Annotated in this window: 12 protein-coding genes; 3 read left to right on the forward strand and 9 right to left on the reverse strand. The window is 65.9% G+C overall.

The window, feature by feature from the left end:
* Positions 1-996, reverse strand: a complete 996-nt coding sequence (locus ACTUWL_RS08720) for a VOC family protein (protein WP_021075929.1) — start codon at positions 994-996, stop codon at positions 1-3.
* 277 nt (positions 997-1,273) lie between these two features.
* Here ACTUWL_RS08720 and ACTUWL_RS08725 point away from each other — a divergent pair, with 277 nt between their 5' ends.
* Complete coding sequence (locus ACTUWL_RS08725; RefSeq protein ID WP_021075928.1) at positions 1,274-3,235, forward strand: putative bifunctional diguanylate cyclase/phosphodiesterase; 1,962 nt, start codon at positions 1,274-1,276, stop codon at positions 3,233-3,235.
* Between the two features lie 245 nt (positions 3,236-3,480).
* Here ACTUWL_RS08725 and ACTUWL_RS08730 read toward each other — a convergent pair whose 3' ends face one another.
* From ACTUWL_RS08730 to ACTUWL_RS08745, 4 genes are all read right to left on the reverse strand, one after another.
* Positions 3,481-4,473 (reverse strand): PDR/VanB family oxidoreductase, encoded by a 993-nt coding sequence (locus ACTUWL_RS08730; protein ID WP_021075927.1) that lies wholly within the window; start codon positions 4,471-4,473, stop codon positions 3,481-3,483.
* Between the two features lie 12 nt (positions 4,474-4,485).
* Entirely contained in the window at positions 4,486-5,232 is a 747-nt protein-coding gene (locus ACTUWL_RS08735) for a GntR family transcriptional regulator (protein WP_021075926.1), read from the reverse strand.
* Positions 5,233-5,237: 5 nt separating this feature from the next.
* Positions 5,238-6,284 carry an aromatic ring-hydroxylating dioxygenase subunit alpha gene (locus ACTUWL_RS08740; protein ID WP_021075925.1) on the reverse strand — a complete coding sequence of 349 codons (1,047 nt, stop codon included), beginning with the start codon at positions 6,282-6,284 and terminating at the stop codon, positions 5,238-5,240.
* Positions 6,285-6,477: 193 nt separating this feature from the next.
* Entirely contained in the window at positions 6,478-7,734 is a 1,257-nt protein-coding gene (locus ACTUWL_RS08745) for an acyl-CoA dehydrogenase family protein (RefSeq protein ID WP_106939865.1), read from the reverse strand.
* A gap of 171 nt (positions 7,735-7,905) precedes the next feature.
* On the opposite strand from ACTUWL_RS08745, the gene ACTUWL_RS08750 reads away from it, so the two are divergent.
* Complete coding sequence (locus ACTUWL_RS08750; protein ID WP_021075922.1) at positions 7,906-8,853, forward strand: AraC-like ligand-binding domain-containing protein; 948 nt, start codon at positions 7,906-7,908, stop codon at positions 8,851-8,853.
* 38 nt (positions 8,854-8,891) lie between these two features.
* On the opposite strand, the gene ACTUWL_RS08755 is transcribed toward ACTUWL_RS08750, so the two are convergent.
* The 4 genes from ACTUWL_RS08755 to ACTUWL_RS08770 form a co-directional block, all read right to left on the reverse strand.
* Positions 8,892-9,884, reverse strand: a complete 993-nt coding sequence (locus tag ACTUWL_RS08755) for a DUF2778 domain-containing protein (protein WP_021075921.1) — start codon at positions 9,882-9,884, stop codon at positions 8,892-8,894.
* Between the two features lie 261 nt (positions 9,885-10,145).
* Positions 10,146-12,527: a putative bifunctional diguanylate cyclase/phosphodiesterase gene (locus tag ACTUWL_RS08760; protein ID WP_021075920.1), complete on the reverse strand. Its 2,382-nt coding sequence runs from the start codon at positions 12,525-12,527 to the stop codon at positions 10,146-10,148.
* Positions 12,528-12,673: 146 nt separating this feature from the next.
* Entirely contained in the window at positions 12,674-13,084 is a 411-nt protein-coding gene (locus ACTUWL_RS08765; protein WP_021075919.1) for a DOPA 4,5-dioxygenase family protein, read from the reverse strand.
* A gap of 23 nt (positions 13,085-13,107) precedes the next feature.
* A complete protein-coding gene (locus tag ACTUWL_RS08770) occupies positions 13,108-13,728 on the reverse strand; it encodes a class I SAM-dependent methyltransferase (RefSeq protein WP_021075918.1) in 621 nt (206 codons plus the stop codon).
* Between the two features lie 179 nt (positions 13,729-13,907).
* On the opposite strand from ACTUWL_RS08770, the gene ACTUWL_RS08775 reads away from it, so the two are divergent.
* On the forward strand, positions 13,908-14,612 hold the full coding sequence (locus tag ACTUWL_RS08775) for a hypothetical protein (protein WP_021075917.1): 705 nt from the start codon (positions 13,908-13,910) through the stop codon (positions 14,610-14,612).
* Positions 14,613-14,637: the final 25 nt, after the last annotated feature.

The following is a 14,637-nucleotide window of genomic DNA, read 5'->3' on the forward strand; positions in this document are numbered from 1 at the left end:
CTACTTCGCGAGGTAGCTCTCGAGCGTGAGCGGCCTCGGCTTCAGCTGCGGCTCGCGGATCGGAACATCGGCAAACGGCGTCGCCTCCTCGAACCAGGCCTGCCGCGCCGGCAATCCCCATGGAAACGAGACCTTGTGGTCGGACGGGTCCCAGCCGATCGGCTCGTTCTCGATATCCATGATCTGGTAGTGCGTGTTGAACAGTTCGACGCGATGCCCGTCGGGATCGCGCATGTAGACATACATCGCATGCCCCGGCCCGTGCCGACCCGGGCCACGCTCGACCGCCGCGCCGTAGCCGAGCTCGCCGGCGATATCGCAGGCGTTCAGCAGATGGTGCACCTCGGGTGCGAGGAACGCGAAATGATGCAGCCGCGGTCCGGCGCCGTTGAAGAACACGATGTCGTGCGGATTGCCCTTGCGCTGCAGGAACACACCACGCAGATCGAAGGTGCCGGCCGGCGCGATATACTCGCTGAGCCGGAAGCCTGCCGCGGTGTAGAACTCGCAGGCCTTGCGCACCTCCGGCGTCAGCACCTGATAGTGATCGAGCCGCAGCGCCGAGCCGCCGGCATGGCGGGTGAATTGGGTGATCATGCGCGGGACCACCGGCATGGTCGCGCAGAACTCCAGCGGCGTGCCGGCCGGATCGGTCGCCTGCAGTGTGCGGCCCTGATGCGGCACCTCGGCCCAAATGGCGCGGCAGCCCTGCGCTTCGAAGAACGCCTTGAGCCGGTCGAGGTCGTCGTCCCGAAACACCCGCAGGCCGAGCCGCGCGCAGGCGGCGCCCCCACCCTTGCGCAACACAAGGCTGTGATGACAGGCCTCCTCGACGCCGCGGAAGTAGAGCGCGTCGCCCTCCTCCGCGGTCAGGATCAGCCCGATCACTTTTTCGTAGAACTGCCGGCTGGCTGCGAGGTCACGCACGGTCAGGACGACATGGCTCGCCCGCGTGATCCGAAACCCGGGATCGTGGTTCGTGGTCGGGAGGCTCATGCGCACCTGATTTCATTCGCTGGGACCCAAGTCTTTGCGAAAAACCGACTGCCGATCAAGCCACGCTTCGCCCGGCAGCTCTTGCCGAGTCCGTGACATCACATCACGCAGTGTATCGATCCGGGAGCAATCCCCCTGGTGCAGCCGCGCCGCGTGCCGCGGTGGCCGGGTTCGCGCCAATAGTTCATAGTTTGTCAAAGGTTTGCATAGAATTCTTGGTCGTTGCGCCATGGCCAACCGCACTGGCGACGTAACGACGCGCAGGCAACGTGGTGAGATGCGTATCGATCTCAGATCATATTTCGCGGCCCTGTTCGCCGGTGACCTCGCGGCCCTCGGCGCACCACCGACGGATGAAGCGCTCGCCGGCCACATCCGCGCCGAGCAGGTGTCGCTCGTGCTCGGCTATTCCTTCGGCATCATGCTGGCCAACGCCTGCAACGCGCTGGTGCTCGCCATTGCACTCTGGCAATCGGCGGACTGGGCCTTTGCGCTGGTGTGGGCCGCCGCAGTCGGCAGCGCCGCGCTGTTCTTCGGCCTGCAGGCGCGCGCCTCGCGCCGCATCACCAAGCCGCAATTCGTCTCGCGCCGGACCATGTACCGGCTGGTGCGCAATGCGCTGGCGCTCGGCGCCGCCTGGGGTGTCGTCCCGGTCGCCTTCTTCGCCAACGCATCGAGCGGCGCCCAGCTGGTGATCACCTGTCTTTGCGCCGGAATGCTCGCCGGCGGCGCCTTCGCCTTCTCCACCATCCCGATCGCCGCGATTGCCTTCACCGCGCCGATCTTCGTCGGCATCGCCATCTGCCTCGGCCGCGACGGCGATTTCATCTATCTGCTGATGGCCGTCCTCGTGCTGGTTTACGGCTCGGTGCTGCTGCGCGGCGTGTTCGTCAATGCCTTCGAGTTCAGGCGTCGCATCATCGCCCAGCACGAGGCGGAGCGGACGGTGCGGCAGGATCCGCTGACGCATCTGCCGAACCGCGTCGCCTTCAACGAGGCGCTCAACGGCGCGCTGAGCCGGCTGGCGCGCTCCGGCGAGGAATTCGCCGTGCTGCTGCTCGATCTCGATCGCTTCAAGGAGATCAACGACAGGTTCGGCCGTCAGGCAGGCGACGAATTCCTGGTGCAGGTCGCGGCCCGGCTGCAGCGCTGCACCCGCGCGGCCGAGCATGTCGCGCGGATCGGCGGCGACGAGTTCGCGCTGATCATGTCCAATCTGACGCGACCCGAGGACGTGCTCGCGATCGCCGAACGCTTCGTCGCGGCGTTCGCCGATCCACTCCCGATCGACGGACTGGAGATATCAGGCGCGATCAGCGTCGGTATCGTGCTCGCGCCGCGCGACGGCAACAATCCGCACGAGCTGCTCAAGCATGTCGACATCGCGCTCTACCGGGCCAAGAAATCCGGCCCGGGCACGATCCGCTTCTTCGAAGCGAGCGACGACCAGGCGGCGCGCGACCGCCGCGCGTTGCAGCGCGATCTCGAACAGGCGATCGAAGCGAACCAGCTGTTTCTCGTCTACCAGCCGTTCCTCGACATCCGCAAAGGCCGCATCACCGGCTTCGAGGCGCTGCTGCGCTGGCAGCATCCGGCGCGCGGCCTGATCCCGCCCAGCGTCTTCATTCCGATCGCCGAGGAGAGCGGACTGATCCACCAGCTCGGCGAATGGGTGATCCGCCATGCCTGCGCGATGCTGGCGCGCTGGCCTGACGACATCAGGATCGCGGTGAATTTCTCCGCGGTCCAGTTTCAGAACGTCGGCATCCTGCAAACCATCGTCGATGCGCTTGCCGAGGCGAATGTCGCGCCGAATCGGCTGGAAATCGAGATCACGGAGTCGATGCTGATCTCGAAATATGGGTCCGCGCCCGCGATCCTGAACGGGCTGCTCGAGCTTGGGCTAACGGTTGCGCTCGATGATTTCGGCACCGGCTTCTCGTCGCTGACCTATTTGCGCAAGCTGCCGTTCAGCCGCATCAAGATCGATCAGTCCTTCATCCGGGACATGCTGACCGAGCCGGATTGCGCCGCGATCGTCAAATCGGTGATCGGCCTCGCACAGGACCTCCAGATCGGCGTCGTGGCCGAAGGCGTCGAGACCGCCGATCAGCTCGAATATCTGCGCCAGACCAGTTGCGACGAGGTCCAGGGCTATCTGATCGGCCGGCCGATGTCGGGCAGCGACATCTCCGCGCTGCTCGATCACGATCCGCGCCACTCGGTGCACGCGGCGTGAAGCCGGATGAGTTTTGGGTTGATCAGCTTGCCGCAGTCTCGGTTCACCTCTCCCCGTTGGGGAGAGGTCGGATTGCGAAGCAATCCGGGTGAGGGCTCTTGCTCTCTCGATAGACCGTAACCCCCTCACCCGATTTGCTGCGCAAATCGACCTCTCCCAAGGGAGAGGTGAACTTTCGACGCCGTTCCACCTCAACCTAATCTCGCGCTTTAACCCGGATCGAACGTCCACGCCGGCCAGGCGCGTCAGAGCGTGTCGGCGCGATGCAGCGTGTCGACCGTGATGGTGCCGCGCGCACGCGAGACGCAGGCGCAGATCTTGCGGCTTTCCCGTTTCTGGTGCGCGCTGAAGAAGACGTCGCGATGGTCGATTTCGCCATCGACATCAACCACGTCGAGCGCGCAGACGCCGCACTCGCCGCGCCGGCAGTCGCTCATCACCTCATGGCCGGCTTCGTTGAGCACGTCCAGCATCGAGCGGTCGCGCGGGATCACGAACTCGGTGCCCAGCTCGCCCCCCTGGCCCGCGAGCCGCACGCGGAACGCCTCGGTCGGCAGCAGCCCGCTCGATCCGAAAGTCTCGTAGCGTAGATCGGTCATCGGCCGGCCGGACGCCTCCCAGGCGTGCCGTGCTGCATCGAGCATCCGCATCGGGCCGCAGAACAATGTCATCGTATCCTGCGGCAGGTCTGCGAAGACGCGCTCGAGGTCGAGCCGCCGGCCCTCGTCGGCGGCGTGGACGATGAGACGGTCGCCGAGCAGGCGTTCGAGCCTGTCGAGATAGGCCGCATCGCCGCGCGTGCGCACCGCATAATGCAGCGTCACGGCGGCATCACGGCGGGCCAGCGCCTGCGCCGCACCGACGATCGGCGTGATGCCGATGCCGCCTGCGATCAGGCAGAACTGCCGCCGCGTCCAGTCGAGCTGCACCAGCGAGGCCGGCCGCGTGATGTTGAGCCGCGCTCCCGGCGCGAGCGACCACATGTATTGCGAGCCGCCGCGGGAATCCGGCGCACGCCGCACCGCAATCCGAAGACCTTCCGGATCGACCTCGCCGACCAGCGAATAGGAGCGGGTCTGTGGCTGACCGTCGATGGTGACGCCGACATCGATGTGGCTGCCGACGGGATAGGGCGCGCCGGCAAAATCGTCGGGCCGTAGCAGGAATTCGCGGATGCCGGGCGTGAGATCGCGCACGGCAAGCAGCGTGGCGGACGTCCAGGTTTCGATGAATCGCATGGCGTGCTCTGTTCAGCCGGCCGAGATCAGCGCCAGTGCCGGCAGCAGATCGAGATGGGTGCGGTTGCGCAGCGCGAGCCGCAGGTTGCGCGCCGCGAGCCGCGCATGCTCGCGCATGATCGCCTCGGCGCGCGCGCCCTCGCGGTTCTCGATGGCGTCGACCACGACGCGATGATGGTCCTGCCCGATCAGCAGGATCTGGCGCGCCTCCGGCAAGGCCGATTGCGCCATCACGAAGCCGCTCGGCGAGGCGAACGGCAGCGCCGAGGCGCGGTCGATCTGCCGGATCAGCGGCGGACTGCGCGACAGCTCGGCCAGCAGCACGTGGAAACGGGCGTTGAGTGCAACATAGGACGAAAACGCCTCCATGGAGATCGGCTCCTGCCGCACCAGGCCGTCGATCTCATTGAGGCATTCCTTCAGCGGCTCCAGATCGCGCGACGAGACGCCGCGCTCGGCCGCAAAGCGTGCGGCCAATCCCTCCAACGTGCCGCGCAGCTCGATCGAATCGAGGATGTCGCGCTCGGAGAATGCCTTGACCATGAAGCCGCCGGACGGGATCGCCTCCAGCAGGCCCTCCTCTTCCAGCCGAACCAGCGCCATCCGCACCGGCGTGCGCGAGACCCCGGTGACCTCGACCGCCTGCAGTTCCGAGATGCGCTCGCCCGGCCGCAGGCCGCCGGAAACGATCAGCTCACGCAGCGCGAGCTGCGCCCGCACGGTCTGCGATACTGAACGTTCGGCCTCGCGCTCCGCCATGCCGCCTACTCCGCCGCCTGCAGCTGCGGTGGATTCTCCTTCGCCACCATGCGGTCGATGACGCGGCGCGCCCACATCGCGCCGGCGTCGATGTTGAGATTGTAGAACACGCGGTCCGGATTCTCGTCCATCGCGCGCTGCTGCGCTTCCAGGATGATCTCGTCCTCGTGGAAGATGCCGGCGACGCCGTCGCGGATCTCCGAGGTCAGTCGCTGCTCGGTGATGCGGTGATTGCGGACGAAGGCCCAGAAGTAATGACAGGTCTTCTCGGTCTCCGGCGTGATGGTGTTGAGCACATAGCCGTTGACGCCCTGCGAGCGATCGCCCTCCGGCGCGCCCGATCCGGCCGGCGCGACGCCGACGTCGATATTGACGGTGCACGGCGCCTCGAAGCGGATGATCTGCCAGCGATCGACCGGGCCAGGCTTCTGCAACTGCCTGGCCCAGAACGGCGGCGCCTCGATGCCCTGCATCCAGCGCGTCACGGTCACGGTCTTCTCGCCATGGGTGACGTCGAACGGCGCTTCGGCGACCGCGTCATTGCCGATGCTCGAGCCGTGCACGAAGGTCTCGTGCGTCAGGTCCATCAGATTATCGACGACGAGGCGGTAGTCGCATTTGACGTGAATGGTCTTGCCGTCGCCGGCCCAGGCCGGATCGTGATTCCAGTGCATGTCGGGCACCAGCAAGGGATCAGCGAGCGCGGGATCGCCCATCCAGAGCCAGATGAAGCGATGGCGCTCGACGACGGGATAGGCGCGCACGCAGGCCGACGGATTGATGGTCTCCTGCGAGGGCATGAACGTGCAGCGGCCCTGCGCATTGTATTTCAGGCCGTGATAGCCGCAGACCACGGTGTCGCCGTCGAGCCGGCCCTTGGAGAGCGGCACCAGGCGATGCCAGCAGGCATCCTCGAGCGCCACCACCTCGCCGTCGCCCTTCCGGAACATCACGACGTGCTTGCCGCAGATCGTCCGGGGCAGCAGCGCGTGCTTGATCTCCGCGTCCCACCCGGCCGCATACCAGGCGTTCATGGGGAAGGGTTTTGGCATCGCTCGCCCTCTGGGGGTCGTTTCAGATACTTTATGTATACATAAACTCCCATTTTTTGCAAATGGAGGTATTATAATAATCTAAAAAGGCCTTTGCAGTATACAGATATCGAAATGCGGACCGCGCCACACCACCTCCAGCGGAAACTGAAGGCGATATGACGCGGTTTGCGGGAGGCTGCAGAGGGAACCGTTAGGCCGCACCGGACGCGGTCAACGGATCGTAGCCCGGACTCTTCAGGAGCGTATGCAATTGGCGGCGGCGCACGCCCATGTTGCCGCCGTCGAACAACGGATAGGCCATCGCATCCTGCAACAGACCGGCGAGCGGACATTGGTGGTCGTAGCTTCCGATGCCGACCACGCGCATCAGGTCGGTGATCACCTTCACCGCGGTTTCCGAGCCGAACACCTTGGCGTGCAGCGCGAGTTCGAAGGCGCCGGGCGCATTGCTGTCCATGGCGTGACAGGCCTTCCAGCTCAGATAGCGCGCCGCCTCGATCGCCATCTTGGCGTCGGCCAGCGCGTAGCCGACCGCCTGGTGCTCGATGATCGGCACCGCGCCGCCGCGATGCTCGCTGCGGGCGAAGTTCAGCGCGTAGTCGAAGGCGACGCGCATCAGGGCGACGCCGAACACGCCGACCAGCGCGGCGGTGCCGGCAAAGCTCATCTCCACCAGTTGCAGGCCGCCGCCGGCGCCTCCCAACACATTGTCCCTGGGCGCGCGGACCTGCTCGAGCCGGAAGCGCGGCGTCAGATGGGCGCGATGGCCCATCAGGTCGGCCGCGCGCTCGAGTGCGATGCCCTTGATGCCGCCGGCGGGCCGCGGCACTGCGATCACGGAAATCGCGCTGTCGGGCGCCGCGGCGGGATCGGTGCGGCAGACCACGCAGATCAGGTCGGCGCCGTTGCCGTCCCAGCCGGTCGCGCTCGACACCCATTGCTTGGCACCGGTGATGACCCAGTCCTCGCCGTCGAGATGCGCCGCCGTCCGCAAGCCTGTTCCCGGCACCGGCGAGGCAAAGTTCGCGCTGCCGCCGGGCTCGCTGAAGGCGAAGGCGGCGAGCGGCGCGCCGGCACGTTCGAGGAATGGCGCGATGAACGTCTTCTGCTGCGCCGGCGAGCCCGCCAGCATTACCGGCATCAGGCCGAGCAGCGAACCGAACAACGTCAGCGAGACGTTGACGTCGACGGACTGAAACTCCTCGGCGACGATGGCCATGTCGAACACGCCGGTGCCCTCGCCGCCGAGCGGCGCAGGGATCATCCGGCGCAGGAAGCCGGCCTTGACCACCTGTTCGTAGAACGGCCGCGTGGCCGCGAAGCGCTCCGCAGGCGTGGCGAGATGGCGGGTTGCGTCGGCGACGCCTGAAAGCACAGTCCGCGCGAAGCTACGGGCAGACATCTGCAGCTCGCGCTGTTCCTTGGTCAGGGTGAAATCGATCGGCATGGTCGTCTCTCCTCCGGCGGGTCGAATGACCGAAGGTGAGATGCCGGCCTGCCGAAGTCATTGACACTGCGTCCACGCCGGTTTGGCAAAATGTCCGCCTGACTGGCACGGCAATTGATTGTAAGCTCGCCGCCGGCTTCCGTCCTGACAGGCAAACTCCGGCACGCGAACATGGGCGCTACCTGGAATATGCACGACGTCGCACCGGCAGACCGCTTCGCCTATTGGCGCGAAGCGGTGCTGCAAACCTATCTGCCGCTCGAGCCGGAGAAGATCTCGCCCGACGATTTCGACGGCGCCATCACCAGCATCGGCAGCGCGGCACTGCCGTTGTCGCGCGTGCAGTCCGTGCCCAATGCCATCCATCGCACGCGGAAGGGAATCGGCAGTTTCCAGGATGGATCGTTCTTCGCGAATCTCCAGATCGCCGGCGATGCCGTGGTCGAGCAGTATGGGCAAAAGACACTGGCGCGCCCTGGCGACATCGTCCTGCTCGACACCAACGAGCCCTTCGCGATGCGGTTCGAGCAGGGCTGCGACCTGATCTGCGCTACGATTCCCGGCACGCGGCTGCGGCGGCACCTGCAGCAGATGCCGGGCCGGCCGCCGAACGTCATCGCCGGCCGCGGCGCGGGCCGGCTCGCCTCCGCCTATCTCGGCGCGCTGCGCGATATCCCCGACGATTTCGCGCTGGTCGATGACCTCGCCGCCAGCCAGCTCGAGAGCCTGCTGGTGCGCGCGACCACCATCGGCGTGCCGGCGGCCGGATCGGCATCACAGCGCGAAGTGATGCTGCGGCAGATCCAGACCTTCATCCTGGACGAGCTGCACAATCCGCAACTCTCGGCGAAATATATCTGCCGGCATCTGCAGATCTCACGCAGCCATTTGTTTGCCGTGCTCGCCGACGCCGGAACGAGCTTCGCGGCGCATGTCCGCGACGCGCGGCTCCGCCACAGCCTCAACCAGCTTCGTGATCCCCGATTGAACGATCTACCGATCGGCGAGATCGCGTTGCGTGTCGGGTTCAAGAGCCACGAGAGTTTTGCCCGTGCGTTCCGCCGCGCCTATGGCACCTCGCCCGGCGCTATCCGCGCCGGCGACCAGGAGACGAACTGAAGCAGGGGTTGACGCGCCGGCGGTGCCGGCGTGCGGATTTAGGAATTCGACGCTGCGCGGGTCGAGGCCGACTTGACGTCCTTGATGCTGATCACGACGGCAATGCGCCGGACCGTGCCGCTGCGATAGGCCTGCAGGAATTTGTCGTAGTGCTTGACCGAGATGCAGCCGTTGGAGTCGCCGTTCGGTCCGAGCATGTAGCTGTGGACGAGCAGGCCGACACGCCCGAACGTATCGCTGCCGTCGACCGGGGTCATGCGCAGTGCAGGCACCCCATGGAACAGCTTTTCGCGCGGCTTCATCTCATAGATGCCGGGCGGCGTCGCACCGGCATTGCGCGCGTTCACATGCGACGGATCATCGAGCAGATTGCCGAGACCTGAATGCGCCTCGAACTTGGTGCCGTCGGGCATGTATACGATGCGGCCGGTAATGTCATAGACCGCCGTGGTGCTGTCATAGCCGAGCGCGCCGAGATCGGGGCTCGGACCGGACAACAAGCCGTCATTCGGATCGACCGAGGCCAGCTGCAGCTTGCCCGGCATCATGTCGGCGATCTTCTGCAGGAACGTGCGGTTGTCGCCCTGCGGCACAGGTGCCTGCGGCGCCGGCATCGGCAGATCATTGCGCGCGAGCAGATTGGCCTCGGCCGGCCGCGACCGCGGCATCGGCACGCCTGATGTCGCCGTGTTGGTCGTCGCGGCGACGGACGCCGACGCCGGCTGGCTGCCGGGCAACTCGGTCTGCGTATCGCGCAGCTGGCCGGCCAGCGCGTCCTCGATCTGACCGAACTCGGAATTGAAATCGCCGCGGCTCGAACGGAATCCGCGGCGGAGGGGATAATACAGCGAGGCCGTGTTGATGGTGGAGCGCGAGCCGAAGCGATCGTCGAAGTTCAGCGATGCGGTGGTGTTGGCGAACGCTGGTCCGTGCAGCCACGCGGTCGGGTCGATGCCGACCATCCAGGCGGCAAGGCCAGACGACATGACGAGCGCCGTCACGGCGAACGCCGTGCTGCCCATCAGAGACATGCCGCGGCTCGACTTACGCCCGGCAGCTTTCGTCGTATGTTGACCCATCATCCCCAAGTTCGGTGTTCTGGGGCCTGTTGGCCGGCCCACGTGGGATTCACCGATCGCTCATCATATCAGGGAATTAGAGTAAGGCATAATCGAGACGGAGCGGGCAACGAGAGGATTTTTAAACGTTTTTCGGATGGAAAATGCCGGGGAATCAGCCCCAGAAACAGCCGAAATGACCCAAAAGTCCCGATTCGGGACAATTTCGGCGACTCAGGCGATCTTTTCTTCCCGGAGGGTCAGCACCGGGACCGGCTTCCCGATCGCGTAACCCTGGACGTAGTCGACCCCGATCTGGCGCAGCTCGTCCAGGATCGCGAGGCTCTCGACGAATTCCGCGACCACCTGCTTCTGCATGATCTTGGCGGTCTTGGTGATCATCTCGACCATCGCGCGATCGACCTTGCTGTTCAGGATCTCCTTCACGAACGACCCGTCGATCTTGATGATGTCGACCGGCAAATGCTTCAGATAGGCGATCGAGGACATGCCGGTGCCGAAATCGTCGAGCGAGAAGCTGCAGCCGATCTCGCGCAACCGCGCAATGAACGTCTGTGCCTCGTCGAGATTGGAGATCGCGCTGGTCTCGGTGATCTCGAAACAGACCAGCGCCGGCGGCACGTCGTGCTGCGCGAACAGCGCGGCGACGAAGTCGACGAAGTCGCTGTCGCCGATGGTGGCGCCGGACAGGTTGATGGCGTAGCTCGCGATCTTGCGCGGATGGTGCTTGCGCTCGGCGATGATCTCGAAGGCGCGACGCACCACCCAGCGGTCGATCAGCGGCATCAGCCCATAGCGCTCGGCGGCGGGCAGGAAGCTGCCGGGCGGCACCAGGGCGCCGCTCTCGTCGCGCAGGCGCAGCAGCAGCTCGCGGCGATCGTTGCCCTTCAGCACGCCGTTGACCGGGCGGATCTCCTGCTCGTAGAGGCAGAAGCGCCCCTCGTCCAATCCCTTGCGGATGCGATTGACCCAGCTCATCTCGGCGACCCGCACGGCCATGCCGGTATCGGACGGACGGTGCGCCTGGACGCGGTTGCGCCCCTTGTCCTTGGCAAGGAAGCAGGCGACGTCGGCAAGCCGCAGTGCGTCCTGCACGCCGGCGCTGTCGGCAAGCCCGACCAGGCCGATGCTCGCGCTGATCCTGAAGCTCGAGCCCTCATGGACGAAGTTCGACTGCTCGACCACCGCCCTGATCCGCTCCGCGACGTCGGCGGCAACGTCGTGCGTGGCGGCGCCGTCGTCGCGCAGCAGAATGCCGAATTCGTCGCCGCCGAGACGCGCAACCAGTCCGCTGCCGCCCACCTCGGCGGTCAGCAACCGCGCCACCTGTTTCAACAGCCGGTCGCCGGCCATGTGGCCGCAAGTGTCGTTGACGATCTTGAACTGGTCGAGGTCGATCAGCATCAGATCGGCGCCCGTCGCCGGCCCGCCCGACATGGCCTTGTGCAGTTCGAATTCAAACTGACGCCGGTTGGCAAGGCCGGTCAACGCGTCATGCGAGGCAGCCCACGCCAATTCCTCGACCAGCCGCCGCTCGGCGGTCATGTCGTGAATGATCATGACGCGTCCGGACGGCTCACCTTCATGCACGATCGCGGTCTCGACCACCGAGACCGGCACGCTGGAATGATCCGGCCGCACCAGCAGCCGCTGCTGCGGCCGGCTTTCGTCATCGGCATCCGCGCTCTGGAACGATCCGCGCACCGGCTGCTCGGCGATATTGAACAGCGATGAAAGCTGCCATCCCGTTACGTCCTGTTCCGCCGCGATCAACCGCTGTGCGGCGGCGTTCATGTAGCCGACGCGATCGTCCTGCGTGGTCACGATGACCGCATCGCCGATCGAAGCCAGCGTGAGCTGGGCGCGCTCCTTCTCGACGGCAAGCGCGGTCTCGGCCAGCCAGCGCCGCCACAGCATCCGCCGGGTGTGGACCAGGACGATGCCGGCAAGGCAGGCCGCGATCACGAGATTGACCAGCAAGAGCAGCGCCGAGACCTGACGCGAGGCCTTCCCCAGATGGTCGGAGAAATCGACGGCAAGCGTGCTCATTGCGGCATCGACCGTACCGATCCGCTCGGCCCAGTGCTTGATGGTCGCAGCCGAGGGATCATGCAGCGCGACGTCGTTCGCGGCCTCGTTCCTGATTTCGATCAGCTGATCGAGCAGCGCATCCGAATTGCGCCAGGCCGTCACCGCGCCGGCCACGTGGTGCATCTTGCGGAAATATTTGAACAGCCAGATCAGGCCGCCGATGTCGTCATCATGATTGCCCGCTCTGGCGAAACCGGCGCGAGCCACCGCGTCGTTGTTGCCCGGCGCCTCCAGCGCACGCCGCGCCGTGCGATCGGCCAGCGGCACCGCGATCGCGGCGTCGAACTTCTGCAGATAGAGCGGCGCGCCGGTGCTGACATAGGTCTGGAGGTAGTGAATGGCGTCCTTCTGCCCCTTCGACCACATGCTCTCGCCGGCCACATAGGCCCTGACCGCGGACATCACCTGCAGGCTGCCGGCCGACAGGCCACCCAGCAGCAGCACGATCGCCAGCAGGGGCCCAACGACCCGCCACAGCGCCCAGCTTCGGAATGAAAAGAACATGCCCAATGCGCCCAACCCTGAAATAGTCGGTTGAGCCTAGGAACGGCGACTTAACCTGACGTTGCAGAACGCGATGAGTTTGAAACGACTTGGTTGTAATTGAATTGCGTCAAACTTTACGCATCAGGCCAACGGGCTTCAGGCGCTCAGGGGCGCAATGTCGGCGACGTGTTCGGCGCCGGCGCCTGCTCCATGTCCGCCTCCTCGGGCAGCTTGTCGGCATGGACGGCGAGCGGCGTACCGATCCAGAGCGGATCGTCGCGATGATCGCGGCGCGGATTGGTCGTATTGGGATGGACCAGGATGCTCAGGCTGCCGTGGTTCAGCATCAGCCACGGCACCAGGGTCGGAAACAGCTCGGCCGCAAACGCCACCTGATACATCGCCTGATCGTGCGGGCCGACCTTGACGTCGTGCCAACGCCCGAGCGTGACCAGGAAGCGCTCGCCCATCCAGTTGCGCAGGCGTTCAGCCTCGCCCCGGCTGGTTGCGGGATCGTAATAGACATGGGCGTGATAGCTCGCGATCTCGCCGATCGTCCGTGGCGCGTCCGTCATCTCACCTCTCCCTCCGCGGCCGCTCACCTGCGCCGCAGCACATTGAACTGGAACGACTGCGTCGCGCCCCAGGGCGTGACGTGCCGGTGCGCCTCATGCGCGATCAACTCGAATGCCGGGCCGATGGTCCGGCCGAGTGTTGCGGAATCATAGCGCCGCACCGGCAGGCCGCTGCACTTCTCCGGACCGTCCGGCGCGAAGGTGCCGATCACGGCGTGGCCGCCTGCCTTGACGCCGCGATGCAGCCGGTCGAGATAGGCGGCGCGATCCTTCTCCTCGACCAGGAAATGAAACGCCGCGCGGTCGTGCCAGATGTCGAAGGCCTGCGGCGGCTGCCAGACCGTCGCATCGTCGGCGACCCAGCGCACCGCCTCGCCTCTCGCGCCGATCCGCTCTCGCGCGCTCGCCAGCGCCGCTTCGGAGAGATCGAGCACCGTCAGATCATGAAAGCCGCCGGCCACCAGCGCATCGACAAGGCGCGAGGCCCCGCCGCCGATGTCGGTGATCGACGCATCCCGTCCCGGCGCGACGGATTCGATCAGGCGCAGCGATGGCTGCGGATCGGCTTGCGACCAGCTCACCTGCTGCTCGCCCTTGGTCAGATAGACGGTCTGCCAATGCGATTGGCGATCCGAAGCGGTCATGGCGATGCGTCCCGACAGCGGCGGCAACCTGCGTTGCATGCTGTTAACCATCAGCTAGGCGCGGCGCTTTCCCGCGTCAACCGGCAGCACGCACGGGCGCGCAGTGGCAAATGCCGCATTTGCATCGCCGCATTTTCCAATTAACCTGACCGGCAGGTTGGGATCGGGGCGCCCCGGGGATGGCCAATTTCGGCTGGACACGCGTCAACAAGCCTGCACAAGCCGAGGACGCCGCCAGCGACCTGCGCGGGCTCACCGATCCCGCGGCGTTTCTCGCCGCGCTCGACAAGGTGGTGCCGCGCTATCTCGATCTCGCCGACAACGGCGTGCTGGTCTATCCGGCCTGCAAGCGCAAGCCCGGCGACCTGCTCGGCGATGCCAGGGCGGTCTGGGAGCACACCCGCCTCGAGGCGATGCGTTACATCCCGATGGTGCCGCGGAAGGAACCCGCGCTGCTGGTCGATCCTGCCAGCCAGGCCGAGACCATCGACGCTTTCCTGCGCCAGCGCGCGCACGACAGCACCGTCGTCGATTTCACGGGCACAGCGATCGAGGACTACGGCATCGCGATCTATGCGGCGCTGAACTGGCTGAACCATTGCGGCGCCATCGTGAATGCCGATCCGCAAAAATTCTCCGGCACGCTGCGCAGCTTCCGCAAGGTCATGGTCGTCGCCCGGCAGTGGTGGGCGCTCGACGGCGCTGCTGACCGCTGCCGGCAGATGCTGGAGGCACGCGAGCGGCCGCCGCTGGTGTTCTTCCTGCTGTGGGCCGAATGCACCAATCTGGCGCGCGAGATCGCGATCGCGGCGGCAGGTAGCGCAGCGACGGAGGACAGTATCGCGCGGATGCGCGCGGCCGACGATCCGGAACAGCTGGCCTAGTGGACCGGTGGGGCTCGTCCGTCGG

Source organism: Bradyrhizobium sp. WCU1, from assembly GCF_053474805.1.